This window comes from uncultured Sphingosinicella sp., from assembly GCF_963974575.1.
Classification (GTDB): Bacteria; Pseudomonadota; Alphaproteobacteria; order Sphingomonadales; family Sphingomonadaceae; genus Sphingosinicella.
Map to the genome: position 1 here is coordinate 101,940 of NZ_CAXBBQ010000005.1, position 25,000 is coordinate 126,939.

At 62.3% G+C, this 25,000-nt stretch carries 22 protein-coding genes; 14 read left to right on the plus strand and 8 right to left on the minus strand.

Features of this window, described 5'->3' with window-relative positions; genetic code table 11:
- Positions 1 to 96 precede the first annotated feature (96 nt).
- Positions 97 to 852 carry a DUF2285 domain-containing protein gene (locus AAC014_RS10690; RefSeq protein WP_339708184.1) on the plus strand — a complete coding sequence of 252 codons (756 nt, stop codon included), beginning with the start codon at positions 97 to 99 and terminating at the stop codon, positions 850 to 852.
- A gap of 51 nt (positions 853 to 903) precedes the next feature.
- On the opposite strand, the gene AAC014_RS10695 is transcribed toward AAC014_RS10690, so the two are convergent.
- Both AAC014_RS10695 and AAC014_RS10700 read right to left on the minus strand, forming a co-directional pair.
- A complete protein-coding gene (locus tag AAC014_RS10695) occupies positions 904 to 1,821 on the minus strand; it encodes a nucleotidyl transferase AbiEii/AbiGii toxin family protein (protein WP_339708187.1) in 918 nt (305 codons plus the stop codon).
- Between the two features lie 5 nt (positions 1,822 to 1,826).
- On the minus strand, positions 1,827 to 2,615 hold the full coding sequence (locus tag AAC014_RS10700; protein WP_339708189.1) for a type IV toxin-antitoxin system AbiEi family antitoxin domain-containing protein: 789 nt from the start codon (positions 2,613 to 2,615) through the stop codon (positions 1,827 to 1,829).
- Between the two features lie 742 nt (positions 2,616 to 3,357).
- Here AAC014_RS10700 and AAC014_RS10705 point away from each other — a divergent pair.
- From AAC014_RS10705 to AAC014_RS10725, 5 genes are all read left to right on the plus strand, one after another.
- Positions 3,358 to 3,675, plus strand: coding sequence for a DUF736 family protein (locus AAC014_RS10705; RefSeq protein ID WP_339708192.1), 318 nt, complete (start codon positions 3,358 to 3,360; stop codon positions 3,673 to 3,675).
- A 198-nt stretch (positions 3,676 to 3,873) separates the two neighbouring features.
- Complete coding sequence (locus tag AAC014_RS10710) at positions 3,874 to 4,116, plus strand: DNA-binding protein (RefSeq protein ID WP_339708195.1); 243 nt, start codon at positions 3,874 to 3,876, stop codon at positions 4,114 to 4,116.
- Positions 4,113 to 4,634, plus strand: coding sequence for a S26 family signal peptidase (locus AAC014_RS10715; RefSeq protein WP_339708198.1), 522 nt, complete (start codon positions 4,113 to 4,115; stop codon positions 4,632 to 4,634). The genes AAC014_RS10710 and AAC014_RS10715 overlap by 4 nt, the downstream gene beginning before the upstream one ends.
- Before the next feature lie 71 nt (positions 4,635 to 4,705).
- Positions 4,706 to 5,299: a lytic transglycosylase domain-containing protein gene (locus tag AAC014_RS10720; RefSeq protein ID WP_339708697.1), complete on the plus strand. Its 594-nt coding sequence runs from the start codon at positions 4,706 to 4,708 to the stop codon at positions 5,297 to 5,299.
- Positions 5,300 to 5,337: 38 nt separating this feature from the next.
- Positions 5,338 to 6,255: a HEPN domain-containing protein gene (locus AAC014_RS10725; RefSeq protein ID WP_339708201.1), complete on the plus strand. Its 918-nt coding sequence runs from the start codon at positions 5,338 to 5,340 to the stop codon at positions 6,253 to 6,255.
- 5 nt (positions 6,256 to 6,260) lie between these two features.
- Here the strand turns inward: AAC014_RS10725 and AAC014_RS10730 are convergent, their stop codons facing one another.
- Both AAC014_RS10730 and AAC014_RS10735 read right to left on the minus strand, forming a co-directional pair.
- Complete coding sequence (locus AAC014_RS10730; protein ID WP_339708204.1) at positions 6,261 to 6,686, minus strand: polyketide cyclase; 426 nt, start codon at positions 6,684 to 6,686, stop codon at positions 6,261 to 6,263.
- 218 nt (positions 6,687 to 6,904) lie between these two features.
- Positions 6,905 to 7,117, minus strand: coding sequence for a hypothetical protein (locus AAC014_RS10735; protein WP_339708207.1), 213 nt, complete (start codon positions 7,115 to 7,117; stop codon positions 6,905 to 6,907).
- Positions 7,118 to 7,381: 264 nt separating this feature from the next.
- On the opposite strand from AAC014_RS10735, the gene AAC014_RS10740 reads away from it, so the two are divergent.
- From AAC014_RS10740 to AAC014_RS10750, 3 genes are all read left to right on the plus strand, one after another.
- Positions 7,382 to 8,077 (plus strand): DNA methyltransferase, encoded by a 696-nt coding sequence (locus tag AAC014_RS10740; protein ID WP_339708210.1) that lies wholly within the window; start codon positions 7,382 to 7,384, stop codon positions 8,075 to 8,077.
- Positions 8,078 to 8,497: 420 nt separating this feature from the next.
- The gene (gene rlxS / locus AAC014_RS10745) at positions 8,498 to 10,474 is read left to right on the plus strand and encodes a relaxase/mobilization nuclease RlxS (protein ID WP_339708213.1); all 1,977 of its coding nucleotides are present in this window, start codon (positions 8,498 to 8,500) and stop codon (positions 10,472 to 10,474) included.
- 140 nt (positions 10,475 to 10,614) lie between these two features.
- Positions 10,615 to 10,854, plus strand: a complete 240-nt coding sequence (locus tag AAC014_RS10750; RefSeq protein ID WP_339708216.1) for a hypothetical protein — start codon at positions 10,615 to 10,617, stop codon at positions 10,852 to 10,854.
- Positions 10,855 to 11,101: 247 nt separating this feature from the next.
- Here the strand turns inward: AAC014_RS10750 and AAC014_RS10755 are convergent, their stop codons facing one another.
- The 3 genes from AAC014_RS10755 to AAC014_RS10765 form a co-directional block, all read right to left on the minus strand.
- The gene (locus AAC014_RS10755) at positions 11,102 to 11,797 is read right to left on the minus strand and encodes a hypothetical protein (protein WP_339708219.1); all 696 of its coding nucleotides are present in this window, start codon (positions 11,795 to 11,797) and stop codon (positions 11,102 to 11,104) included.
- Positions 11,798 to 12,338: 541 nt separating this feature from the next.
- Complete coding sequence (locus AAC014_RS10760; RefSeq protein WP_339708222.1) at positions 12,339 to 13,553, minus strand: NnrS family protein; 1,215 nt, start codon at positions 13,551 to 13,553, stop codon at positions 12,339 to 12,341.
- Entirely contained in the window at positions 13,550 to 14,068 is a 519-nt protein-coding gene (locus tag AAC014_RS10765; RefSeq protein ID WP_339708225.1) for a hypothetical protein, read from the minus strand. Before AAC014_RS10765 ends, AAC014_RS10760 begins: the two co-directional genes overlap by 4 nt.
- Before the next feature lie 101 nt (positions 14,069 to 14,169).
- Here AAC014_RS10765 and AAC014_RS10770 point away from each other — a divergent pair, with 101 nt between their 5' ends.
- A complete protein-coding gene (locus AAC014_RS10770; RefSeq protein ID WP_339708228.1) occupies positions 14,170 to 15,381 on the plus strand; it encodes an alginate export family protein in 1,212 nt (403 codons plus the stop codon).
- Here AAC014_RS10770 and AAC014_RS10775 read toward each other — a convergent pair.
- Positions 15,378 to 16,070 carry a helix-turn-helix domain-containing protein gene (locus tag AAC014_RS10775; RefSeq protein WP_339708231.1) on the minus strand — a complete coding sequence of 231 codons (693 nt, stop codon included), beginning with the start codon at positions 16,068 to 16,070 and terminating at the stop codon, positions 15,378 to 15,380. The genes AAC014_RS10770 and AAC014_RS10775 overlap by 4 nt on opposite strands.
- A gap of 211 nt (positions 16,071 to 16,281) precedes the next feature.
- Here AAC014_RS10775 and AAC014_RS10780 point away from each other — a divergent pair, with 211 nt between their 5' ends.
- Genes AAC014_RS10780 through narJ form a run of 4 tightly spaced genes read left to right on the plus strand, consistent with a single transcriptional unit; the run spans position 16,282 to position 24,999 of the window.
- Positions 16,282 to 19,038: an MFS transporter gene (locus AAC014_RS10780; RefSeq protein WP_339708233.1), complete on the plus strand. Its 2,757-nt coding sequence runs from the start codon at positions 16,282 to 16,284 to the stop codon at positions 19,036 to 19,038.
- Complete coding sequence (locus tag AAC014_RS10785) at positions 19,035 to 22,772, plus strand: nitrate reductase subunit alpha (RefSeq protein WP_339708235.1); 3,738 nt, start codon at positions 19,035 to 19,037, stop codon at positions 22,770 to 22,772. Before AAC014_RS10780 ends, AAC014_RS10785 begins: the two co-directional genes overlap by 4 nt.
- Positions 22,769 to 24,295 (plus strand): nitrate reductase subunit beta, encoded by a 1,527-nt coding sequence (gene narH, locus AAC014_RS10790; protein ID WP_339708237.1) that lies wholly within the window; start codon positions 22,769 to 22,771, stop codon positions 24,293 to 24,295. Before AAC014_RS10785 ends, narH begins: the two co-directional genes overlap by 4 nt.
- On the plus strand, positions 24,295 to 24,999 hold the full coding sequence (gene narJ, locus AAC014_RS10795; RefSeq protein WP_339708240.1) for a nitrate reductase molybdenum cofactor assembly chaperone: 705 nt from the start codon (positions 24,295 to 24,297) through the stop codon (positions 24,997 to 24,999). The genes narH and narJ overlap by 1 nt, the downstream gene beginning before the upstream one ends.
- Position 25,000: the final 1 nt, after the last annotated feature.

Sequence of the window (25,000 nt, forward strand, 5' to 3'; positions counted from 1 at the left end):
CTGTGGAAAAGCTTTGGACAGAAATCACCTGCGCTTGCCGTGGACATCGCAGCCGTTCCGGCGCGTGGGGTCGCGCTATCCGCCCGGTGCCGAGCAATGCCCGATCGGGGCATCCCTGACTGGCGCTCCGATGCGCCGTATCGCGCGCTTGGGGCGTGCGACGCGCCGCTCATCGCCTGGGAATGGCTGCGCCGCGACCCCGCATACCGCTTCGCCGCAGCGCGCGGCGAAACGGATGCCGGACGCTTTGGTCTTCACCGGTTCGAAGATCCGGCGTGCAGCAGCGCGCTGGCGCGGGTCTGGTGGCGCAGGGACGTTGATCCCTTCGTGCTGACTGCCGCGGCGGCGCCCTGCGCCGGCAGCGAAGCGTTCTCTCCGGACCTGCTGCCTGTCGCCGCTGCGATAGAACGTCTGGCCGGCGCCGAGCGGCTTCTCGTGACGGACGGCGCGCACAGCCTGCGCGTCGATATCGTCGCGGGCACGCTCCTCCAAGGTCCTGCGCATTTGACATGGCAGCTTCCCGGACTCGTGGCCGCGGCCGCGCCGATGCACGCGCTCGCCCGGTTTATTGCGCTCTGCCGGACCGGCGTCCTGAGGCGCGGCACGTATCCATCGCCCGCCGGGGCGCGGCGGTGGGCGCTGCTGCTGCGGGTCAGCGATGCGCTCGATGCGGGTGCCTCGCAGCGCGACATTGCGGAGGCCTTCTTCGGCGAGGACGCCATTGGTCGACGATGGCGCGTCAACGCTGCCACACGCAGGACGCAGATTCAGCGTCTCGTTCGGCAGACCCGGTGGCTTCGCGCGCAGCCGGCAGCGCGTCTTCTCATGCCGGGGGCACTCGGGCGGCACTGATCGTCTGCCGCGGGGGCATGAGTCTTGTCTGATTCGGGAGGCGAGTATCGCTTACGGGAACAGCACATTTTCAAGCGTGTCGACCAGCGCGCGCCGCCTGTCGGCGGTCAGCCGGTCCAGATTGAGAAGTTTCCACAGGACGGCGGGCAGGTGTTGCGCATCGGCTATGCCCAGCAGATCCCAGTCCGGTTCCCCGCGCTTGAATCCGAGAAGAAAATGCCGATGCGCATCCGGCATGCCAGCGACCATTGCGGTGATGATCGCTTCGCGCGCCTCCTCAAGTTCGGCGAGGTCGATTGGTTCCTGCGTCATTCCGGCAAAGCCGCGTGCGAACTCATCGCCCAGCGGCTTGCGGTTCGGGGCAAGAACTTCGGCCATCGGGCGGGGGTGGCTTACAAGATAGACAAGGAAGGCGCGCCGCAATTCGTTGTCGATGCCTTCGTTCGCCAGCAGATCTCGCACGTCAAAAAGGTCGCGGGGATGCTGGCGGTCAAGTGCGGCCACGATCTTGCCCGCGTAGAGATCAGAAAAGGACACGACCTGAATCTCGGCAAAGCCGAAAGCATCCTCGACCGCAGGCACCACGCTGATGAGGCGAGGGGCATAGACGGTGCCGCGCAGCACCGGCGTCACCTCGATCTTGATCTGTACATCGTCGGCGCGCACGATCAGCTTTGTGACGATTTTCTCATCCGCCGATCGCGAGACATTGGCCTGCGCGCCGGGGATACCGCGCTCGATCCTCGCCCTGATCCGCAGCATCGCGGCATCGATCGCAGCAAGCGAGGTGCGACGGTCCGCAATCGGCAGCCAGGTGAGGTCGATGTCCACCGAAAGGCGCGGCATGTCGCGTACGAACAGATTGATCGCCGTGCCGCCCTTGAGGGCAAAGGCGCTCTCCCCGGCCACGAAAGGGAGTGTGCGAATGAGAAGCGCAACCTGCCGCCGATAGATGTCGAGAAAGGCCATGACGATCAATGCGCCCCGAATTCGGGCGGAACGGTGATATTGTAGCGCGGGTCGAGCTTGCCGCCTTTGACAAGGACGCGCTTGCCCGCGCCAAGGTTCACACGCGAGGTGTCGAGCCGGGCGAGCCATGCGTGGCTATGGCGACTGGCGAAGAACAGAAAGAGCCGCTTCACCTTGACACTGGTGCAAGTCTCAAGGAGCGTTTGCAGGCGGCGCGGACTTAGATCACTGAGGCCCTCCATCAGGGCATCGACCTGCTGGAAGCTCTCCCGTTCGGGCAGTTCGTCGAGCAATTCGAGAAGGGCGCGCTCCTTGCTGGAGTAGCGGACGGGCAGGGTCAGGCCGCCTGTGCTGACCATGACGGGACTCGATTCAGGCGACGCGTCGACATCGCCGGGAAACAGCCGCAGGCTGTTATGCCAGCGAAACGCGAGATCGAGCGGCAGGCTCGCCAGCCAGGTCGGCGGATGCGTCGGCCCATAGAGATGAACCTCGCGCAGCGCGGAGGGCAGATAATGCGCATAGCCCTGCTGTTCGAGTGCAGTGCGCCCGCCGACGGCAAGTGGAAGGTCGAGCACGGTCTGGAGCGAAACGACAACCTGCTGCCATGTCAGCGGTGAACGCGAGCGGCGATAGACGCGCCGCGCCGGACTTTCGAGCCAGCCGGCGCGGACATACTGGCTACGCAGCGCCGATGAATAGCCCTGGGCTTCCATCCAGGCGGCATCGGCAAGAAGCCCCTCGGGAAGTTCCTGCTGGAGACGGTTTAATTTTCCATCAAAACGCATAGTCATGCTTGGTCTTTTGACATGTTTGCAAACCATTGTCGAGTTTATAATTATTCCCATTCACTAAGTCATACTTAGTGTTTTGCGAAAAAAGTAAACCTGGCTGTTGTGAACTCCCTATATTCTGCGGCGAATATGGCCAACAATCGCTGCAGTTGGACCCGATGGGCAGGCAGGGCCTTCGCCGGCTTGCTGATCGCCAGCCTGCTGATCGTCGGCGCGATGATCGTTGGTGCTCCAAATACGGCGAAAACAGACATTGCCTTCGCGCTGTACCTTTCATGCTGTTGCCTAAACCGTTTTCTGTCCCCTGGTGCCGCCGGTTCGGAAAACATTTCCCGAGCCCCGATACCACCGGGACCCACTCCGGCGGACGGGCCGCCGTCCTGACCGTTGCGTTCGATACCGGGCTCTGCCGAATGTCGAGGATTCCTCGCGGCATCGGGCCGCCGCTGCATTTGCCGTGGCCACGTGCGGCTTTCCTTTCCCCACGTGTCCCCGTACCCGTGACCCGGCGTTTGGGGCATTGACCTGGACCAGCCGCCTTGTCCCGAAACCTTCCGCCCTTACGGCTTCTTTCCCCGCCCGTGCCAGGCTCCTCGCGGCCGCTTCGCTCCCAAACAAGCCGGGCGTCAGGTCCGCCGCTCACGCTCCGGCCCTTTCGGGTGCGGGACTGCGGCTCGGGGCTGGTCCGACGGTCTGCCCATCGCCCGGAACGGGTTCGGGCGAGACACGAAGGAGAAATGAAATGCCTGCAATCGGACATGTGAAGCGCAGCGGCGAGGGCTACAAGGGCGAGCTCAAAACTCTCTCGATCCGCGCCGGGATCGAGATCATCCCCAACCGCTCGAAGACCGGCGATGCCCAGCCCGACTACCGCGTGCTGACCCAGGGCATCGAGGTCGGTGCCGGCTGGATCCGCACCGGCGAGACGTCGGGCAGGGACTATGTGTCGCTGAGCATCGCCGCACCCGAATTCGGACCGCGCCGGCTCTACGCCAACCTCGGCCGCGTGCCGGGCGAGGCCGACGAAACGTTCGCGGTCATCTGGAACCCGTACGACTGAGCGGGTTCGGCCCCGCGCCGCGTGCGCGGGGCCGCCTTTCCTGCAGCAGACGGAGGGTGCGCGGCCTGCCGGGCTTCCGGCCGCGCCAGGCTCGAATTCGGGATTGGCGATTTTCGAGCCTCTGCACGGCCTGCCTGTACTGGCACCAAGGGCACGCCGCGCCGCGTGCGGCGCCGCGCTGGCTATGGAGGCGCGCTCATGACGCAAAGGGAACCCGGACGCGAGCGGCCCGCGCGGCCGCGATCGCCGTACCTCAATCCGGCGATGGCCGCAGCCTGGCTCGGAATCTCGCCGCGGGCGCTGCAGGCCCATCGCGGCAACGGCACGGGGCCGCGCTTCCGGCGGCACTTCCGCAATATCCGTTACCATATCGACGATCTCGACGCGTGGTCGCGCGCAACCGCGCGGGCTTCTGTACGCAGGAAGGGCGGAACGCCGTGACGTCGCCCCTCCGGCCGCTGCGCACGTGGCCCGTGGCCGGAGCCGCGCTTCTGATCGCGGCGCTTGGCACCGTCAGCCTTGCGCGCCCGCGGCCGCTGCTCATCTGGAACGCGTCGGCGAGCGCGCCGACAGGTCTCTATCGCGTGGCCGCGATCGGAAATCCGGCACGCGGCGAGCGCGTTGCCGCCCGTTTGCCGGCGCCCTGGCGCGCCCTTGCCGCGCGCCGCCATTACCTCCCGGCGAACGTGCCGCTCATCAAGCGCATCGCCGCCATACCCGGCGATATGGTCTGCGCAAGCGGCGACCGGGTCACCGTCAACGGCGACGTCGCCGCGCTGCGGCTTCGCCGCGACGGCGCCGGCAGGCCGATGCCCGCATGGCACGGCTGCCGCCGGCTCGGCGCGGGCGACGTGCTGCTGCTCGCAGCGCATCCCGCCTCGTTCGACGGGCGGTATTTCGGGCCGAGCCAGCGCCGCGACATTCTCGGCAAGGCGCATCTCATTTGGCGGCACCCCTGATCGCCTGCGCTGCGCGGTGGCTGGCGCTGTTTGCAGCGCTCGCAGCCGACCAGCCCGCGCGCGCCGACGCTGTGGCGCGCTGGCGCCCGCTCGTCGCCGAGGCATCGCTCCGATTCGGGATTCCGGCGGACTGGATTGAACGCGTGATGCGCGCCGAAAGCGCCGGGCGCACCGTCCTTGACGGCCGGCCCATCACCAGCAGCGCCGGTGCGATGGGTCTCATGCAGCTGATGCCCGGCACCTGGGCCGACATGCGCGCGGCGCTTCACCTCGGGCACAATCCGTATGAGCCTCGCGACAATATTCTCGCCGGTGCCGCCTATCTGCGGTTGATGCACGATCGCTTCGGCTTTCCCGGCCTCTTTGCCGCCTATCACGCCGGCCCCGCGCGCTACGGCGAGTGCCTTGCCGGCACGCGCGCGCTGCCGCACGAGACGCGCGCCTATGTCGCCGCGGTCGCGGGCAGGCCCGCCGCGCGATGCGGCGCACGGCAAGGCGCTCCGCCGGCGCCTTCGGCCCCGCGGCCGGCACTGTTCCTCCTCGGCGGAGGCGGGGGCGCGCAGGCGCGTTCGGACAGCGGGGCGGGGAGCCTGTTTGCGCTGCCTGAGCGTGATGCGGCCGGGACCGGGCCGGCAGCGGATGCACATGACGAATTCCGCAAATAAGACTTGGCAAGCATCTGATTTGGCGCGATTCTGGCGCCATGAAATATCCCGATGACCCGGCTGTATCGCTGCCCGAAGGCAAGCGCCGCGAGCTCGCGCATGTCGTCGGGATTGTGCGCGAGGGCTTCGCCGAGGCGATCTCGCGGCGCACGCAGCCGCGGTATCGGAGCGGGCATCTGCTGAAGATCATCCTGTTCGGCAGCTACGCCCGCGGTGACTGGGTCGAGGATCCGGTCGGGCGCTATTTCTCCGACTACGATATCCTCGTCGTCGTCAATCACGAGGACCTCACCGACGTTCCGGAATTCTGGACGAAAACCGAGGACCGGCTGCTCACAGAGCTTGCCGACGGGCGGCTGCGCACGCCCGTCAGCCTCATTTATCACAGTCTCGATGACGTGAACGCACAGCTGCGCCGCGGGCGCTACTTTTTCACCGATATCCTGCGCGACGGCATCGTGCTTTTCGAGGAGCCAGGGCATGCGTTCGAGGTGCCGCACCCGCTATCGCCGGCAGAGGCGCTGCGCGAGACACAGGACTATTATGAAGAGTGGTTTGAAAGCGCCCAGCAATTTTTCAGGCAGTATCAGCACGCGATGAATGATGGTGCGCCAAAGGTTGCTGCGTTTGATCTCCATCAGACGACGGAACGACTCTATCACACGCTTTTTCTCGTCCGCACATTGTACTCGCCCAAGACGCACAATCTGAACCGGCTGCGCTCACAGACCGAGGCGCTGGAACCGCAGCTTCGCGAGGTCTGGCCGGGTACGACGAAGTTCGAGCGGCGCTGCTACGAGCTGCTGCGCGCAGCCTATGTGAAGGCGCGCTACTCGCGCCATTACCGCATCACGCCCGAGGAACTGGCGTGGATCGGAAGCCGCGTCGAGGTCCTGCGCAGTATCATTGAATCGCTGTGCCTTCAGCGCATCGACGAGCTCGAACGCGCAGCCTGAGACCGTCAGTCCCGTTGCGGTTTGCGCTCCGCCATGGCTTTCAGCGCGCGCAGATCGCGCATCACCCATTTGGCATCACCCGAGAAGCGCTCGTCATCCATCCCGGGCTGACGAAACAGCGTCAGCATCACCTCCGCGCCGTCTCCGTTCTGCACAATCCGGAGCGGCACGTGTACGGGATCGCCGCTCCCCGTATCGACGACATGGTCCATGACGCCGTATTCGTTGTGACCCGTGAACCGGATGCGAACCGCTCCTTCCGGGCCTTCGGCGAGCCAGTAATCACCGCGCGGAAGCAGCTGCGATTCCGAGAGGCCCGAAGCCCATTTCGGGAAGATCTGCGGCCTCCAGATCTCTTCGTAAAGTGCGCGCCATTCGCGTGCGATCGAGACGCTGAAGGTGCGCGCGGCGAGCATTGTCCGAGGTTCCATTCCTGATCCGGTGATCTTCCTGCGCAGGGGAATAACCGGTCCCGACTTTTCTGCGCTTTGGTAGTCTTCGAACACCCGGGACCGGCGCTCATATCGAGCGGAATCCTTCAACCGTAAATCAGGAAACTTTGCAAGTCACAGCGCAGGGCTCCACAGTCAGCTGCGGTGCATGATTGCCTGGAGTCGACCCGGGGCGAGTGTCGGGACCATGCCCGCGATCATGATTTCAGGATTACGGATTTCGGCTCGCCGCAGAGCGTACAGACACCGCGCCGGATCTCGAAGCCGCCGCTCCCCGCGAGCTGGCGCGTGCGGTTCGCGACATCGTCGATCGCCTCAAGTGCCAGCCGCCCGGCAATGCAATCGTCGCATACGGGTTCGGGTGAAAGCCGCTCGATAAACCCGCTCACCCGCTGAAAGATCGTCGTCATCCGTTTCCCTGTTCGCCCGGTCCTATAGAGCGCATGCGCGATTCCCGGAAGCCGGATCGTTCCCGACTTCGCCGCGAACGAAATTCGGGGGAAAGGGCCAGCCCTCTCTCCCCCGCAACGGCAATCGGCCGGGCCGTGGCTCGCTGCGCTGCGCCCGCACCACCCCGGGCAGATTCCCGCTGCGTCCCCGCTCTCCCACGGCTCGCCGCGAGGCAGGGGTCAGCGCCGCCAAAGCGCTGAAACCCTGACCCAAGGAGAGCAGAAATGCAGACGACGACGACACGGCCGGACACGGCAGATATGAGGTTTGGCCACCAGGAAGGCATCCGCAACACCATCGTTCACGGCGATTGCATCGACGTAATGCAGCGTTTTCCCGATCGCAGCATCGACCTCGTTCTGACCGATCCGCCGTACATTTGTCGCTACCGTGCGCGCGACGGGCGAACCGTTGCCAACGATGACAATGACCGCTGGTTAGGGCCGGCATTTTCCGAAGTCCACCGCGTTCTCAAGGAGGGCGGATTTGCGATCAGTTTTTACGGCTGGACTGCTGCGGATAAATTCATATCCGCATGGCGATCCGCGGGCCTTCGCATGGTCGGCCACATCGTTTTTCGCAAGCATTATGCGTCCTCGCAGCGCTTCCTTCGCTATACGCACGAGCAGGCCTATCTGCTGGCAAAGGGCCGCCCGGGGCTTCCCGAAACGACGATTCCCGATGTGATCGACTGGCCGCGTTACACGGGCAATCGGCTTCACCCGACCGAGAAACCCGTCGAGATTTTGCACCCGCTTGTCGAGACATTCAGCCGCCCGGGCGACCTCATTCTTGACCCGTTCTGCGGTTCCGGTTCCACGCTCGCGGCCGCGCATCATAGCGGGCGCGATTATGTGGGGATCGAACTCGACAGGTGCCATCATCGCACCGCATGTATGCGGCTCGGCATGGCGCGTTGACGCAAACACGAATGCCAGATGGCGGGCTCTTGCAGGGCCCGTCGTCGTTCTGTGCGCCGGGTTCAGATTATGCAGGTTCCATCAAGGGGAGGGGTGATGTGCAGCACGCGCAGTCGCGGCGATTGGGTTGAGGGGATTGGCGTCTGGATTGGGCCGGGAGGGGGGAAGGGCGAGGAGGGGGGAGGGCGGCTTAAGGCAAGATAAAGCATTGGTGCTACTGCGCTGACTCGTCCGCACAGGCATTTGTCTGCACATCGTTTTTTGGCTTAAGTTCTGGGGCCTGATTGGCACTGTCGGATTAAGGCTGGTGCCATGTGGTCTCCGGATCGCAGATTTGCGTCTGTATTCTGGCACCGGTTTTCCCGTTGCTGATTCCCGGTCATGCTTCTGCGCGAAAATCCACGAGATCGGGCCGGAATCTTGAGCAAGGACGATGAATTCGAACCCTTCATTGGCCGGATGCGCAGTCGCGGCCGGGCGCAGAAGCGATTCCTTCACAGCGTTCTTGCCGCGACCAACCTTGCCGGCGGCAGCGATAGAACACGCCGCAGCGGGGGCTTCGACGGGAGCCGGATCGGACGTGGATCGGGCGCCGGGCGTATGCTCGCGACGCGCGGGTCCAGGGCCATGGTTTATCGGCGCCGCGTCATCATCAAATCGCGTATCGTCCGGCTTGCGGGCAAGGGCATGGCAGGCGCACGCGTGCACGTCCGGTACATCGAGCGCGATGGCACGACGCGGGACGGGGGCAGGGGGCAACTTTACGGCGCCGAAAACGACCACGCCGATGGCAAGGCGTTTCTTGGCCGTGCCGGGGACGACCGCCATCAGTTTCGCTTCATCGTGTCGGCCGAGGATGCCGCCGAATACGAGGACCTGAAGCCTCTCACGCGGCGCCTCATGGCACGCGTCGAGGAAGATCTCGGAACCCGGCTCGACTGGGTGGCCGTCGATCACTTCAATACGGGACATCCGCATACGCATATCATCGTCCGCGGCAAGGACGACCGTGGCAAGGATCTCGTCATCGCGCGCGAATATTTCTCGCGGGGCATGCGCGAGCGTGCCGCCGAGCTTGTCGATCTTGACTTGGGACCAAGGCTGGCACGCGACGTGCGCGCATCGCTCCGCCGCGAGGTCGAGCAGGAACGCCTGACGGGGATTGACCGTGCCCTTCTTCGCGACGCCAATGCAGCAGGTTGGCTTGAGGCTGGCGGCAAGGATGTGTTCGACCGGGCCATCCGTATCGGGCGTCTTCGCAAGCTGGAGCGTCTTGGGCTTGCGAGCCCCCTGGACGCTCGGCACTGGCAGCTCGCGCCTGACCTTGAAGCGGCACTGCGGCAGATGGGTGAGCGCGGCGATATCATCCGCACGATGCAGCGCGCATTCAGCGCGCGGGGCGAGGCGCCCGCTCTTGCCGATCAGCTGATCTATGCTCCCGCCGGACCCGGGGCGCGTCAGCTTGTCGGCCGTGTGATCGAACGCGGGCTCGCCGACGAGCTCGAGGATCATCATTATCTGGTCATCGAGGCCACCGATGGCCGCAGCCATTACGTTGCGCTCGGCAGGGTCGAGACTGTTGAATCGTTGGCTGACGATGCTATCGTCCGGATCACACCGCAAACGCCCCGCATCCGCGAGGTCGATTATACCGTCGCAAGGGTCGCGGCCGCGAACGGAGGCCGCTATGATGTCGAGGCGCACCTTCGGCTAGACCCGGCGGCCAGCCGCGCCTTCGCTGAAATGCACATCCGGCGCCTTCAAGCGCTCCGGCGAAGGACCGGCAGCGCCGCGCGCGAGGCGGATGGCAGCTGGAGCATTGCGCCGGATCATATCGAGCGGGTTGCGGCGTACGAGAAGGCGAAGCTGAGGGACATTCCCGTCAAGGTCGACGTCCTCTCGCCGCAACCGCTTGGCAGCCTGATCGGCGCGCACGCCGCGACCTGGCTGGACAGGCAGCTCATAGCAGGCGTTTCGGATGTCGAGCGGGACGCAGGGTTCGGACACGCCGTGAACGACGCGCTCGAGCGGCGGCGACAGTGGCTTATTGCCGCCGGCCTTGCCGAAGAGGTTGCGGGCGAGACCATCTATCGGCCCGACGTTCTTGAAACATTGCGTCGGCGCGCGATCCTTCGCGTCGGATCGCAGCTCGCGCGCCAGCTGGGTCTGGAGTTTGTCGAGCCCGGGGAGGGGGCACCGATAAGCGGCGTCTATCGCTGGTCGGTCGAGACTCCGGGCGGCCGCCTTGCGGTGATCGGACGCTCGCGCGATTTTACGCTGGTTCCGTGGCGGCCCGTGCTCGAACGGCATGTGGGCAAGGCCGTCTCGGGCATCGACCGCGGAGATGCCATCGACTGGACGATCGGTCGGGGGCGAAGCGGTCCGGAACTTTCTTGAAAAGCGAGGGCACTACAACGGCAGGCTTTTTGGTCTGGCGGTTGACCGGATCGTGCGACTTGGGCGCTTCCGCATGTCGCTGCTCCTTTACACAGTCCCCTTGCCAGGTCATTTTCGCTAGGGGGGCGAGCGGAGGCTTCGTGGGCGACGATGTCATCGATCAACTGAACACGGTTACAGTCGTTCCTGAACTGCTCCACGAGTTGGCAACGCTCACATGGCCAACCGCGCATTCGATGGAACCGAGTATCGAACGGAGCCAACGCGTTTGCGAAGAAATGTGGCAGTTCTTCGTTCAGTATGACCGGTGCGAGGCGGAGACCGGCTCAATAGACATGGCACTGGCGACCACGGCGCGTATCTTCGCGCTGCACCGGTAGGTGGGCGAGCATAGGCCAGATGCGCGCTGGTATGGTCACAAGGCGCTCTTTAAAGTAGCTTGTATGGAGCCGTTGTGCCCGATCGACGGACAGGCGCTTTTTGACTCCGAAATGTTTCAAGAAGCGTTGGCGCTTAGTAGCGGGGAGCTTTAACCTTGGCGCGCGATGGTACTGCCTTCTCCCGTATATCGAACCACCGAAGCGTCAGCGGAAGGCCGGTCGAGCGGAGCCAAAGGTCTCGGACCACCTAGCGGAGTTCTTCCTGATTGAACCATAGGCGGGTCACAACGAGGTCTTCGAGTGTCGGTGTTCCGACGAAACTGCGCGCGTCATAGTCGATATCTTCCATCGTCTCTCCTTCAGTGACGACGGCAAGTTGATTGCCCGCTGCATCGGCGTAGTTGAACCGGCATGGCGCCGTCCCCGTCCCGGCACAGTCCTCGACCTCCCGATAGCCGGCATTCCAGAGCGCCCAAGCCACGACTCCAGCGCCCGATTCTTCAAGGTCTTGCCAACGCGTGCGCTCCGGAATCCAGCCTTTCTCGATGAGCCGCTGCCTGGCCTCCGGATAGGTGAGCTGGATAATGATGGGCACCCGGTCCTGAAGCGAAGCGAGCGTGTGCCGCTCGATACGATCGAGCGAGGACTTCATCGCCTCATCCCGTGATGCGGAACCCTTCGATGCCTCGTTGACCGACACCTGCAGCCCCTGATCGCGTTTGGCCGTCGCAGCAGAAAGATTAGAAATCGTTCCCTGCATCTCGTCTGCTTGCGCCGATGAGGCTGCCGTATCGGCCTGATCTACGGCGAATGTGTAGATCGAAAAGACAAAGCCGAAGATACCAAGGACCGCCATCAGTCCTGTTGCGAAGGGATGCGTTCCTATCCACTCGATGATTTGAACGACTTTTGAAGATTGTTTGGTGCCTTCATTCTCTGCCATGCATTCGTCCCCGAATTTACGTAACAAGCCTGAGAATAACGCCTTCGAAAAGGAAGGGCAGGGGAAAAGGCGTTGAGTATCGTGCGAAAATTTGTTGATGAAGTGCTTGATGAGGTCGTCTGGCTTCGCCAGAGACGTGAGACGAGCCGGAATCGTATTCCGGCTCATTTCATCTATGAAAACAAGGCCTTGCGAGGAGTTTTATAATCAAACTGCCCCCGGAAAGGCCCCTGCCAAAGTGTGACCACCCAGCCACACTCCAGGCTGCCAATGCTCGACGAATCCGCACCAACGCCAATGTCATGTGATGTTGAACGCCCTTGTCGCCGATGCCGAGTTGTTTCGCAATCTCCGTGTAGGGCATGCGCCTCATCCGGTGCATCATGAAAACGCGCCTGGTTCTGCGCGACATGGCGCGGAGCGTGCGTCCATAGACCCGGCGCAAATCCGCCTCCTCGATTCGCCACGCCTGCTCCGGGCAGACGGGGGCGTCGCAGCCGTCATCTATGGCTCAAATTGTTAATGGCCCACAGTCAAGCGTTCATCCTGATCGGCCATCCCTTCGTGGGCCGAGATAGATGGCGCCGCCCCGCAGCGCCCAAGGGAGCGCGCCCAGCGTTAGCAGCAGGGCGGCGATAAGCAGCAGGGAGGGATGCTCGAAGGTAAGGGCCGCCGCGAGCCGTGCCAGTGCGGCCGCCTGTACTGCCCCAAAGGCAAGCCATGCCACCCCGGGCATAGTCAGCGGTCGTCCGCTATGCCCTTGGGTGACGCGCGTCACCATCGCCACGAGCAGACTTCCGCCCATGCCGAGCAGCAGAGCGTGGGTGGCGGCTATGGGAGGGACCGGAGTCGCGGTGGCCAGTGCGGCAAGGAGGAAGCTGACTGGCGCCCAGGCAAAGCCCCATAGCAGCACCACTAGCAACCCCGGCACAGACCTGCGGGGGGTCCAGCGCCACAGCATTACTAACAGCAACAGCGCCATCGCCGCGGCTATCGACCCGCGCAGCGGCGAACTGTAGTGAGCCGCCGCCATATCTGCCAGCAGCAGCGGCCAGAACACCCCAAGCAGCCAATAAGGGCGCCAACTGACATAGCCGCCCACCACATTGCCGGCGAAAAAGGGGATCATGCGGTGGCAGACGGTGACGAAAATGGCGGCGGTCAGCCCATGCGTGCCGAGCAGGATCGAAGCTGTTCGGCCGGGCGCCCACTCACCGGCGGTAAAGGCGAGCAACAGCGCGAGCCCGGCAAGCGCGAGCAGCCAGCCCGCCATAGCCGAAAGGCCGTGCCAGTGCGGTTTGGGGGTGGTCTTGTAATGCGCCAGCAGCACGCTTGCGAGCAGCACGGCGCCGATAGTCCATCCAGCCAGCATCAGCGCCAGCGCGGCATTGAGCATTGCCAATTGGTCGCTCCACAGCGCCGCGGCGAGGAGCAGGCTGCCGAGCATCATCGGGATGGCAGGAGGTAGAAAGCGCCGGGACGGCAGGTCGTCCAACCCCATCCAGCGCGGAAAGACGGTCGAAAGAAAGCCGAGGATGAAGGGCATGAACAGCGCATAGACAGTTACCGGCCCATGTAGTGTCGCGTGGAGCGCATCGCCCTGTGGGAGACCGAGCGGAAGCCAGTGTGCGTCCGTCAGCCGCGCCAGCCACCACAGCGGCAGCATCACAAGATTGAACACGCCCGCCAGAAATGGCAGGCGATGGGGGGCGGCTCCAAGCAGGCGGACGGGGTTTCCCTTTGCGGCGTGGTTCATGGTGTCCAGCCATGCGACCCCGCCACGCCGCCCGCTATGGTAACGAGGCCGGCCAGCGACAGCACGACATGCACGATCTGCAGCCGCCGGTGCCAACGCCCTTCGGGATCGCCGCCGCGTAGCAGAGGATGGATAACCAACGGTTCGAGTATGAACAGGATCAGAACGAACACTGCCCAGACAAGCAGCATCGCCCACATCCACCAATACGCCGGATCAGCGAAGCGCCACCACAGGTCCATTCGCAAGACGAGCCAGAAGCCGCTGGCCCCGGTCAGCAGCACCCAAAAACCCGCTTGCGGCGCAAATCGTCCCTCGATCCGGTGAAAGGCACTGATACGGCGCTCGGGCGGCTCGGCCTGGCGAATAGCAGGCAACACCACCAACGTGACCAACCATACGCCGCCAAACCAGGCCACCACACCGATCACATGCACAGCACGCGATATAAGCAAGTCATCCATGGTACCGATCTCCAAGCGAACGAAATACTCGCTAAAGTTGATATCAATCATTGCTATTGATTTATATCAATTAAAGCCGCAATGGCCGGGCGCAAATGGTGTGCATGTCACACGCCCGCTTCCGCCTGCCCATAGCTCTCTCTGCCTCTGTATTGTTCGCGCTGCTGCCGGCAACCAGCGCTCTCGCACAGGCAGCCGCGACGCCAATCCCCGCCCCGGCCAGGGAGGCATCCGATGCGGTTACGCCCTATCTCAACGCGCGGTACCGACTTGAAACCGTGGATCAGCAAGGCATTGCCAAATCGGCGACGGCATCCACGCTGCGCCTGCGCGCTGGTGCGCGTACCGCTGCCTGGCATGGTCTCAGCGCAGTGATCGAGGGCGATGCGATCTTACGCGTCGGGCCGAAAGATTATAATGATACGGTGAATGGCCGGGTGGCCTTTCCGGTGGTCGCGGATCCATCCGACGTACTGCTCAATCAGGCCTATGTCCGCTGGCAGCCCGTGCGCCAGCTGGAGGTGATCGGCGGCCGTCAGGCCATCAATTTCGACAATCAACGCTGGGTCGGCAGCGTTGATTGGCGGCAGAACGACCAGACGCTCGACGCCGCGCGCATCGGTGTCGTGCCCGCCGCCGGCACGCGCATCGATTATGCATACAGCTGGCGCGTCAATCGCGTGTTTGGGAAGGATTCGCCGCAGGGCATCTGGCCGGATTCAGATATTCATCTGCTGCGCGGATCCGCCACGCTCGCACCGCTCGGCACGCTGATCGCCTATGGCTATTGGCTGGATATACCAGCCGTCCCGGCCCTTTCATCGCGCACGCTGGGCGCGCGTCTGACAGGTGAGAAACCGCTGAGCGATGGGCTGCGCATTCACTATGCCGCCGAATATGCCCGGCAGAGCGACCTGAATATCAATCCGCGCCAGTTCACGCATGAGTATCTATTATTGGAGTCCGGCGTTGGTATCGGGCCCGTGACGATACGGGCTGGTTATGAACGGCTCGAAGGCGATGGGGACACAGCCTTGCAAACGGCGCTTGCCACCCTGCACGCCTTCAACGGGTGGACCGACCGTTTCCTGACGACGCCGCCCAGCGGCCTTCGCGATCTCTATGCCGATGTGCAGTGGCGCATCGGTTCGCTGTTCATAAACACTCCGGCAACGCTGCGATTTCAACTGCACGATTTCAATGCCACGCACGGAGGCGCCGACTATGGCCACGAAGTGGGCGCGTGGCTGACCGTGCCTATCACGCGGCAGATCAGTGCCGCATTCAAACTCTCGCACTATGAGGCGGACGCTTTTGCCACCAACACGACGAAATCCTGGTTCTCGGTGGAGGCCCGTTTCTAAAGATCATCAACCACAGGATCCGGCCGGGCGAGCGCGATCAGCTTCGTGCGGTCGATGATCTGTACTGTGGGCCCGCTGATTAGCACGCCGTGCTCTGCCAGCGTTCCACAGGCGCGGGACAGATTCTCAGGTGTCATGCCCAGCAACGAAGCAATCACGCGCTTTTCGGCGGGCAGCTGGAATTGCACGATATCTCCCTGCCGCCGGCTTTCCAGAAACAGGAAATTGGCCAGCCTTTCGAGAGTCTGCCTGAGCTTGATATCCGTCAGCGAGCGCACCAAATTGCGGTAGCGTAACGCAATTTCGGTCATTGCCGCGGCGGCAAGCGCACCGTCCTTGGCGATCGTTGTTCTCAGCAGCGGCGATGGGATCATCAGGATACGCGAAGCCGATAGCGTCCGCGCCGACATCAGGTAACGCTGGTCGGTGTAAGCTGCGGCGAGAATGAAGCTTGAAACGGGGCGCACCAACTGCATCGTGACTTCGCGCGATCCGTTGGTCGTGAACAACTCTACCAGTCCGTCCAGGAGCACGTGGAGGAAATCGGCACGACCGCCGGTTTCGATGAGCGTAAGCGCAGGTGGAAAGACCTGCAGGAACGAAGCGTGAAAAATTTCCTCGCGCATTCTCTCGTTCATGGCAGCGAACAGTGGCAGAGCTGCGATTTCAGGAATCTCTTCGGTACGCATAAGTTGTCACTAACAGTCGAGATGATGATTATCAAGAGATTGGTTGATATATATCAACCATAGAGTTGATTTATGTGAAATCGAATACAGGTGGAAATCAAGTTGAGCGAATTCCAGTGTTACCGGCCTCGCCTTTTTTGATCGGCATCAATAATCTCTTCCCTTGCCTAAGCATGGTTGGTCTCATCATTTTGCTGTGCGGGGTGGAATCATGAATGACGCGACAACAGCGATCCAGCCGACCAAAGGCCTTCAAGCCAAAGCGTTGAGCTTGAGCACTCTTGCGTTCACCACATGCTTCGCGGTTTGGACCATCTTTGCCATCATTGGGATCGAAATCAAAAGCCAGTTGGGCCTCAACGACACCCAGTTCGGTCTGCTGGTGGGCACGCCCATCCTGACCGGGTCGCTCGTACGGGTCTTTTTTGGTATCTGGACGGACCAATTCGGCGGTCGGCTGATGTTCCCGATGACGATGTTGGCGTCGGCAGTTTCCACCTGGCTGCTGTCGACCGCCGACAGCTATTTCCTCATGCTGCTCGCCGCGCTGGGGCTTGGGCTTGCGGGTGGGGGGTTCGCTGTCGGCGTTGCCTATGTCTCCAAATGGTTCCCGCCCGAGAAGCAGGGGACAGCACTCGGCATCTTTGGCATGGGCAATGTCGGCGCGGCGGTGACAAAACTCCTTGCGCCCTTCGTGATGGTCGCGATGGGTTGGCAGGCGGTTGCCCAGATTTGGGCGGTCGGCTTGGCGGTTGCGGCGGTGCTGTTTTTCCTCTTTGCGCGCAACGACCCCGCGTTTGAGGCGCGCAAGGCGCGCGGTGAAAAACCGCGCAGTCTGATCGAGCAGCTTGAGCCGCTTCGCCATCAACAGGTCTGGCGCTTCTCACTCTATTATTTCTTCGTGTTCGGTGCCTTTGTCGCACTTGCCCTCTGGTTGCCCAACTATCTGGTCGGGGTCTATGGCGTCGACATCAAGGTGGCGGGTATGCTCGCGGCAACCTTCTCCCTCTCGGCCAGCCTGTTCCGCGCCTACGGCGGGATGCTGTCCGACCGTTATGGTGCGCGCAAGGTGATGTACGCAACCTTCGGCGTGTCGCTTCTTTGCCTGTTCATGCTCGCCTATCCTTCGACTGACTATGTCATTCACGGCATTGACGGCGACATCCGCTTCTCCACCTCGATGGGGTTGGTTCCCTTTGTGATCACGGTGTTTGTGCTCGGCTTCTTCATGTCGCTGGGCAAAGCGGCGGTCTACAAACACATCCCGGTCTATTATCCGGAGCATGTCGGTGCGGTCGGCGGTATGGTTGGCATGGTTGGCGGTCTGGGAGGCTTCATCCTGCCGATCGTATTCGGCGCGGCCAACGATCTCACCAACATCTGGACCAGCTGTTTCATGGTGTTGTTCGCGCTCGTCGGCGTAGCGCTTGCCTGGATGCACATGGCGGTGCGCCAGATGGAGCAGAATGCAAGCGGGCTCGATCAGCGCACCCTGCCGCAGTTCCCCGAAATGGCCTCGATCCACGAGGAGGGACGCCATGCCGCCGCCCAACCGGCGAGGGTGATCACGGAATGGCGTCCGGAAGACAAGAATTTTTGGGAAACGACCGGCCAGCGCATTGCGCAGCGGAATCTCACAATCTCCATTCCCGCACTGTTGCTCGCCTTCTCGGTCTGGATGGTGTGGTCGATGGTGGTTGCGAAATTGCCGGCGATCGGCTTCAATTATACCACTGATCAGCTGTTCTGGCTCGCCGCGCTGCCGGGGCTGTCGGGTGCGACCTTCCGCATCTTCTACAGCTTCATGGTGCCGATCTTCGGTGGGCGGCTATGGACGACACTGTCGACCGCGTCGCTGCTGATCCCGGCTTTCGGTATTGGCTATGCGGTGCAGAACCCGGATACGCCCTATCTGATCTTCCTCGTGCTGGCACTGCTGTGCGGCTTCGGCGGCGGCAATTTTGCCTCGTCGATGTCGAATATCAGTTTCTTCTTCCCCAAGGCGCAAAAGGGCAACGCGCTGGCGCTCAACGCGGGCCTCGGCAACCTGGGCGTTTCGGTGATGCAGTTCGCGGTGCCGCTGGTGATTACCGCGGGCGTATTTGGTGCCATTGGCGGCGATCCACGTCCATCGAGCGAGGGCGGACAGCTGTGGTTGCAGAATGCCGGCTTCATCTGGGTGCCATTCATCATCGCCTCCACGCTCCTCGCCTGGTTCGGGATGGATGATATCGCCGATGCCAAAGCGAGCTTCGCCGAACAGGCCGTGATCTTCCAGCGTAAGCATAACTGGCTCATGTGCTGGCTCTACACCGGAACCTTCGGTTCGTTCATCGGCTTTTCCGCAGGCCTGCCTCTGCTGGCCAAGCATCAGTTTCCCGATGTCGATGTGCTCAAATTCATCTTCCTCGGCCCGCTGGTCGGGGCGCTGAGCCGCGCAGGCACCGGCTGGGTATCGGACCGCTGGGGCGGCGCACGCGTCACCTTGTGGGTATTCGTGCTGATGATGATCGGCGTGGTCGGTGTGATCTATTTCCTTGAAGCCGCCAATTGGTGGGGCTTCCTCGGCATGTTCATCTTCATGTTCTTCATGACCGGTGTGGGTAATGCTTCGACCTTCCAGATGATCCCCAACATCATGCGCCTCGAGGTGCCGCGGCTTATGCCGCACCTGTCTGCAGCGGAGCAGGTGCGGCAAGCGGAAAAGGAATCGGCGGCGATTGTCGGTTTCACGTCAGCTATCGCGGCCTACGGCGCCTTCTTTATCCCCAAGAGCTTTGGTTCATCCATCGCTGTGACAGGCTCGCCGATGGCGGCACTAATCAGCTTCCTTATCTTCTACGCCAGTTGTGCTGCGCTGACGTGGTTCATCTACACCCGGCGCGGCGGGCTCTTGCACGACATTGAACGCGGTCGTGCGCCTGCCCCCGCCGGTACCCCCACCTTCATCCAGGGAGTTGCCGCATGAGCCAGCTACTCGACCGCCTGACCTTTTTCCGGCAGGCTAAGCAGTCCTTTTCCAACGGTCACGGCATCACCACCAACCAGAACCGCGACTGGGAGGATGGCTATCGGAAACGCTGGCAGCACGACAAGATCGTGCGCTCCACCCACGGCGTGAACTGCACCGGCTCCTGTTCCTGGAAAATCTACGTCAAAGGCGGGATCATTACCTGGGAAACCCAGCAGACCGACTATCCCCGCACGAGGCCCGATCTCCCCAACCATGAACCCCGGGGCTGCCCGCGCGGCGCGAGCTACAGCTGGTATATCTATTCGGCGCAGCGGCTGAAATATCCGATGGTTCGCTCCCGCTTGCTCAAGCTGTGGCGCGAAGCGCGGGTCATCCGCACGCCAGTCGCGGCCTGGGCATCGATCGTCGAGGATCCAATCAAGCGCAAAAGCTATACCGCCATTCGCGGCCACGGCGGCTTCGTGCGCGCGACCTGGGAAGAAGTGAACGAGATCATCGCTTCGGCCAATGCCTATACCGCCAAGACCTATGGGCCGGATCGGGTCATCGGCTTTTCGCCTATCCCGGCCATGTCGATGGTCAGCTATGCCGCCGGATCGCGCTATCTGTCGCTGCTCGGCGGCACCTGCATGAGCTTTTACGACTGGTATTGCGACCTGCCGCCGTCGAGCCCGCAGACCTGGGGAGAGCAGACCGACGTTCCGGAGAGCGCGGATTGGTACAACGCCGGATTCCTGATGATGTGGGGTTCGAATGTTCCGCAGACGCGGACCCCCGATGCCCATTTCATGACCGAGGCTCGCTATCGCGGCGCCAAGGTGGCGGTGGTGTCACCCGACTATGCAGAGGCCACCAAGTTCGCCGACCTGTGGCTGAACCCCAAGCAGGGTACGGACGCCGCGCTCGCCATGGCGATGGGGCATGTTATCCTGCGCGAATTCCACCTCGATCGGCAGGCGGAATATTTCGAGGATTACTGCCGCAAATATTCGGACATGCCGATGCTGGTGAGACTGGTGCCCGGCAAGGGCGGACTGGTGCCCGAACGACTGCTGCGCGCGTCCGACTTCAAGGATGCGCTGGGGGAGACCAACAACCCGGAATGGAAGACCGTCGCCATCGATGCGAAGAGCGGCGAGCCGGTGGTACCGCTAGGCTCGGCTGGCTTCCGTTGGGGTGAGCATGGCAAATGGAATCTGGAGGAGAAGGATGGCAAAGGCGCGGAGACCCAGCTGCGCATGACCGCGATCCTTGGCGGCGACCATGATGTTGTCGTCGATGTCGCCTTCCCCTATTTCGGCAATCGCGAACATGATCATTTCCAGGGCACGGACCATGCTGATGTTCTGAACCGTCGCGTGCCTGTCCGTGAGATTGCGCTCAAGGACGGTAAGGCACTTGTCGCAACGGTGTTTGATCTGTTCTGCGCGAACTACGGACTCGACCGAGGCCTTGGGGGCGGCAACGTCGCGCGGGATTACAGTCTTAACGTGCCCTACACGCCTGCCTGGGCGGAAAAGATCACCGGCGTACCTGCAGATCACATCATCACCGTCGCACGTGAATTTGCAAACAACGCAGAGATCACCAAAGGCAAGTCGATGGTGATCCTGGGGGCCGGTCTCAACCACTGGTATCACATGGACATGAACTATCGCGGCATCATCAACCTGTTGGTGATGTGTGGATGTGTTGGCCAGTCAGGTGGTGGTTGGTCGCACTACGTTGGGCAGGAAAAGCTGCGACCGCAGACCGGCTGGACCGCGCTCGCCTTTGCACTCGACTGGAACCGGCCGCCACGCCACATGAACTCGACCAGCTTTTTCTACGCGCACACCGACCAGTGGCGTTACGAAACGTTGGGTGTCGATGAGATCCTGTCCCCCACTGCACCGGAAGGGGATTGGGACGCCAGCCTGATCGACTACAACGTGCGCGCCGAGCGCATGGGTTGGCTGCCGTCCGCGCCGCAACTCAAGACCAATCCGCTCACCATCGGTAAGGCTGTGAAGGCGTCCGGCAAGGAGGCAGGGCCCTATGTCGCCGCCGCACTGAAGGCGGGCGAAATCGAGCTTTCCTGTTTCGATCCGGACGATCCTGCCAACTGGCCGCGGAACATGTTTGTCTGGCGCTCCAATTTGCTGGGGTCGTCGGGCAAGGGCCACGAATATTTCCTCAAGCATCTGCTCGGAACCGCACACGGCGTGCAGGGCAAGGATCTCGGCGAAACTGGTGCGCAGAAGCCGAAGGACGTGAAGTGGCACGAGGATGCGCCGAAGGGAAAACTCGACCTCCTCGTGACCCTTGATTTCCGCATGTCGACCACCTGCGTTTATTCGGACATCGTCCTGCCGACTGCGAGCTGGTATGAAAAGGACGACCTCAACACGTCCGATATGCACCCGTTCATTCACCCGCTGTCGGCGGCGGTCGATCCCGTGTGGGAATCGCGCAGCGACTGGGACATCTACAAGGGTATCGCGAAAACATTCTCCGAAGTCGCGCCCGAGGTTCTGGGTATCGAGCATGATGTGGTGCTGACCCCCATCCAGCACGACAGCCCGAACGAGATCGCTCAACCTTTCGACGTTGCCGACTGGGGCAAGGGCGAGACGGAACCGATCCCAGGCCGGACGATGGCGACCGTGGCGCTGATCGAACGGGATTATCCGAACCTTTACAAGCGTTTCACGGCGCTGGGGCCACTGATGGAAAAGCTCGGCAACGGCGGTAAGGGGATCGGCTGGAACACCGATCACGAGATCGAGAATCTCCGCCGACTCAACGGCCCGGTGCTTGAAGACGGCGTGACGAAAGGACGACCGCAGATCGAAAGCGCCATCGACGCGGCCGAGGTGATCTTGATGCTGGCGCCTGAAACCAACGGCGAGGTCGCAGTCAAGGCCTGGGCGGCGCTGTCAAGGAACACCGGCCGTGACCACACGCACCTGGCGCTACCCAAGGAAGACGAGAAGATTCGCTTCCGCGACATTCAGGCACAGCCGAGGAAGATCATTTCCTCCCCGACATGGTCGGGTATTGAAAGCGAACACGTCTGCTATAATGCGGGCTACACCAACGTCCACGAGCTGATCCCGTGGCGCACGCTGACCGGGCGGCAACAACTCTATCAGGATCACAAGTGGATGCGCGCCTTTGGCGAAGGGTTTTGCGTCTATCGACCGCCAATCGACACGAAGGCGGTAAAGCCGATGCTCGATGAGGCCAAAGACGCGCCGCACGTCATCCTCAACTTCATCACACCGCACCAGAAATGGGGCATCCATTCGACCTACACCGACAATCTGCTGATGCTCACGCTGTCCCGCGGTGGGCCGATCGTGTGGATGAGCGAGATCGACGCCGCCAAGGCGGGTCTCGTCGACAACGACTGGGTTGAGGCTTTCAACAGCAACGGCGCGCTGGTTGCACGTGTAGTCGTGTCGCAGCGGATGAAGGAAGGCACATTGTTCATGTACCACGCGCAAGAAAAGATCGTGAATGTCCCCGGTTCGCCGCTTACCGGTCAGCGGGGCGGTATCCACAACAGCGTTACCCGCGCGGTGCTGAAACCGACGCACATGATCGGCGGCTATGTCCAGCTCGCCTACGGCTTCAACTACTATGGGACGGTCGGGTCAAACCGCGACGAATATGTGATCGTCCGCAAACTGCAAAAGGTCGATTGGCTCGAGGGAGCCCTCGCCGATGGGGAGGCCGCAGCATGAAGATCCGCGCCCAGATCGGAAAGGTGCTCAATCTCGACAAGTGCATCGGCTGCCACACCTGTTCCGTCACCTGCAAGAACGTGTGGACCAGCCGCGAAGGCATGGAATATGCGTGGTTCAACAACGTCGAAACCAAACCCGGCATCGGCTATCCCAAGGACTGGGAAAACCAGAAGCGCTGGAACGGCGGCTGGGTTCGCGATGCTGGTGGGTCGATCCGTCCGCGTATGGGCGGTAAGTGGCGGTTGCTCGCAAAGATCTTTGCCAATCCAGATCTGCCCGAGATCGACGATTATTACGAGCCCTTCACCTTCGATTATGCCCATCTGCAAAAGACGGGCGAGAGCAAGGCTTTCCCCACGGCGCGGCCACGCAGCCTGGTGTCAGGCGAACGAATGGAAAAGATCAACTGGGGCCCCAACTGGGAAGAAATACTGGGCGGCGAATTTTCCAAACGCTCCGAGGATTACAACTTCGAGGGCGTGCAAAAGGAAATATACGGCCAGTTCGAAAACACCTTCATGATGTATCTGCCTCGGCTGTGCGAACATTGCCTCAATCCCACCTGCGTCGCGGCCTGTCCTTCGGGCGCCATCTACAAGCGTGAGGAAGATGGTATCGTCCTCATTGACCAGGAAGCCTGCCGGGGTTGGCGGATGTGCGTCTCCGGCTGCCCCTACAAAAAAATCTACTACAACTGGAAAACCGGGAAATCGGAGAAGTGCATCTTCTGCTATCCGCGCATCGAAGCCGGACAGCCGACCGTGTGTTCGGAAACCTGCGTCGGGCGCATCCGGTATCTGGGGGTCATGCTCTATGACGCGGATCGGATCGAGGAGGCGGCGAGCGTTGCCGATGTCGAGGATCTCTATCAGGCGCAGCTGGACATCTTCCTTGATCCCAATGATCCCAAGGTGATCGAACAGGCCCGCAAGGACGGGGTTCCAGAGGCCTGGCTGGAGGCGGCCCGTCATTCGCCCGTCTACAAGATGGCGATGGAATGGAAGGTGGCCTTCCCGCTGCATCCTGAATATCGCACGCTGCCGATGGTGTGGTATGTGCCACCCCTGTCGCCGATCAATGCGGCGGCGAGCGCGGGTCAGATCTCGGTCAACAACGGAATGCCTGATATCCGCAGCTTGCGCATTCCACTCAAGTATCTCGCGAACCTGCTGACGGCAGGTGACGAGAAGCCAGTGGCGCTCTGCCTCGAACGTATGCTCGCGATGCGCGGCTACATGCGTTCGAAAACGATCGAGGGCGTTCAGAATGACGCCATAGCGGAAGCGGTAGGCCTGACGGCGAAGCAGATCGAGGAAATGTACAAGGTCATGGCGCTGGCGGACTATGAAGACCGTTTCGTTATCCCAACCGGACACCGCGAGGATGCCGAGGACATGTTCGATGAGCGCGGTTCGTGCGGCTTTTCCTTCGGTAACGGCTGTTCGAGCGGCACCACCAGTAGCAACATGTTCGGCGCGCCGGCACGCAAGAAGCTGCAAACGCCGACGGAGGTGTTCTGATGCACAATCTGCACCTTTTCTCGCTCCTGCTCAGCTATCCGACGCCCGACCTCCAGGCGGTATGCAGCGAAATCCGCGAACGACTAGCGGCGGATCCGGCATTGCCGCGCGATACAGTGAGGCGGCTGCACCCGTTGCTGACCCGCCTTGCCGCCAGTGACATCTATGCCGCGCAGGAAGCCTATGTCGAGCTGTTCGACCGGGGGCGGTCACACAGCCTTCACCTGTTCGAGCACGTCCATGGCGAGAGCCGTGACCGCGGCCAGGCGATGGTCGATCTGCGCCAACGCTATCTCGATGCAGGGCTTGAACCGGCGGGCAATGAATTGCCCGATTATCTACCCTTGTTCCTTGACTATTGCTCTACATTGTCCGAAGCGGCCGCACGCGAAACCCTCGCCGAGCCCGGCGTTGTTCTTGTCGCGCTCGCTGCGCGGCTGGCCGAGCGCGGCTCGGATTATGCCCCGCTGCTGGCGCTGCTCTGCGAGATCGCGGAGGTCGAGCAGGACGAGGAGGCGCAAAAGGCACTCTCCCCGGTAGACGATCCCGATGATCTGGAGACGCTCGATGCACAATGGGCAGAGGAAGAGATCCGTTTCACTGCAGACGCGGCGCCCGATCCAGGGGCGTCCTGTCCGCAGGTGAGCGCTATTCTGGATCGTATGTACGATCCGGCCCCGGCCACAAAACGCCCGAGGAACTGAG

Excerpts from the sequence above, each read along its gene's own strand:
- AAC014_RS10740 (WP_339708210.1), top strand. The coding sequence starts at position 7,382 with ATGCAGACGACGACGACACGGCCGGACACGGCAGATATGAGGTTTGGC.
- AAC014_RS10775 (WP_339708231.1), bottom strand. The coding sequence starts at position 16,070 with ATGCGTACCGAAGAGATTCCTGAAATCGCAGCTCTGCCACTGTTCGCT.
- AAC014_RS10755 (WP_339708219.1), bottom strand. The coding sequence starts at position 11,797 with ATGGCAGAGAATGAAGGCACCAAACAATCTTCAAAAGTCGTTCAAATC.
- AAC014_RS10700 (WP_339708189.1), bottom strand. The coding sequence starts at position 2,615 with ATGACTATGCGTTTTGATGGAAAATTAAACCGTCTCCAGCAGGAACTT.
- AAC014_RS10765 (WP_339708225.1), bottom strand. The coding sequence starts at position 14,068 with ATGATTGATATCAACTTTAGCGAGTATTTCGTTCGCTTGGAGATCGGT.
- AAC014_RS10760 (WP_339708222.1), bottom strand. The coding sequence starts at position 13,553 with ATGAACCACGCCGCAAAGGGAAACCCCGTCCGCCTGCTTGGAGCCGCC.
- AAC014_RS10725 (WP_339708201.1), top strand. The coding sequence starts at position 5,338 with ATGAAATATCCCGATGACCCGGCTGTATCGCTGCCCGAAGGCAAGCGC.
- AAC014_RS10735 (WP_339708207.1), bottom strand. The coding sequence starts at position 7,117 with ATGACGACGATCTTTCAGCGGGTGAGCGGGTTTATCGAGCGGCTTTCA.
- narJ (WP_339708240.1), top strand. The coding sequence starts at position 24,295 with ATGCACAATCTGCACCTTTTCTCGCTCCTGCTCAGCTATCCGACGCCC.
- AAC014_RS10690 (WP_339708184.1), top strand. The coding sequence starts at position 97 with ATGCCCGATCGGGGCATCCCTGACTGGCGCTCCGATGCGCCGTATCGC.
- AAC014_RS10710 (WP_339708195.1), top strand. The coding sequence starts at position 3,874 with ATGACGCAAAGGGAACCCGGACGCGAGCGGCCCGCGCGGCCGCGATCG.
- narH (WP_339708237.1), top strand. The coding sequence starts at position 22,769 with ATGAAGATCCGCGCCCAGATCGGAAAGGTGCTCAATCTCGACAAGTGC.
- AAC014_RS10780 (WP_339708233.1), top strand. The coding sequence starts at position 16,282 with ATGAATGACGCGACAACAGCGATCCAGCCGACCAAAGGCCTTCAAGCC.
- AAC014_RS10695 (WP_339708187.1), bottom strand. The coding sequence starts at position 1,821 with ATGGCCTTTCTCGACATCTATCGGCGGCAGGTTGCGCTTCTCATTCGC.
- AAC014_RS10730 (WP_339708204.1), bottom strand. The coding sequence starts at position 6,686 with ATGGAACCTCGGACAATGCTCGCCGCGCGCACCTTCAGCGTCTCGATC.
- AAC014_RS10785 (WP_339708235.1), top strand. The coding sequence starts at position 19,035 with ATGAGCCAGCTACTCGACCGCCTGACCTTTTTCCGGCAGGCTAAGCAG.
- AAC014_RS10705 (WP_339708192.1), top strand. The coding sequence starts at position 3,358 with ATGCCTGCAATCGGACATGTGAAGCGCAGCGGCGAGGGCTACAAGGGC.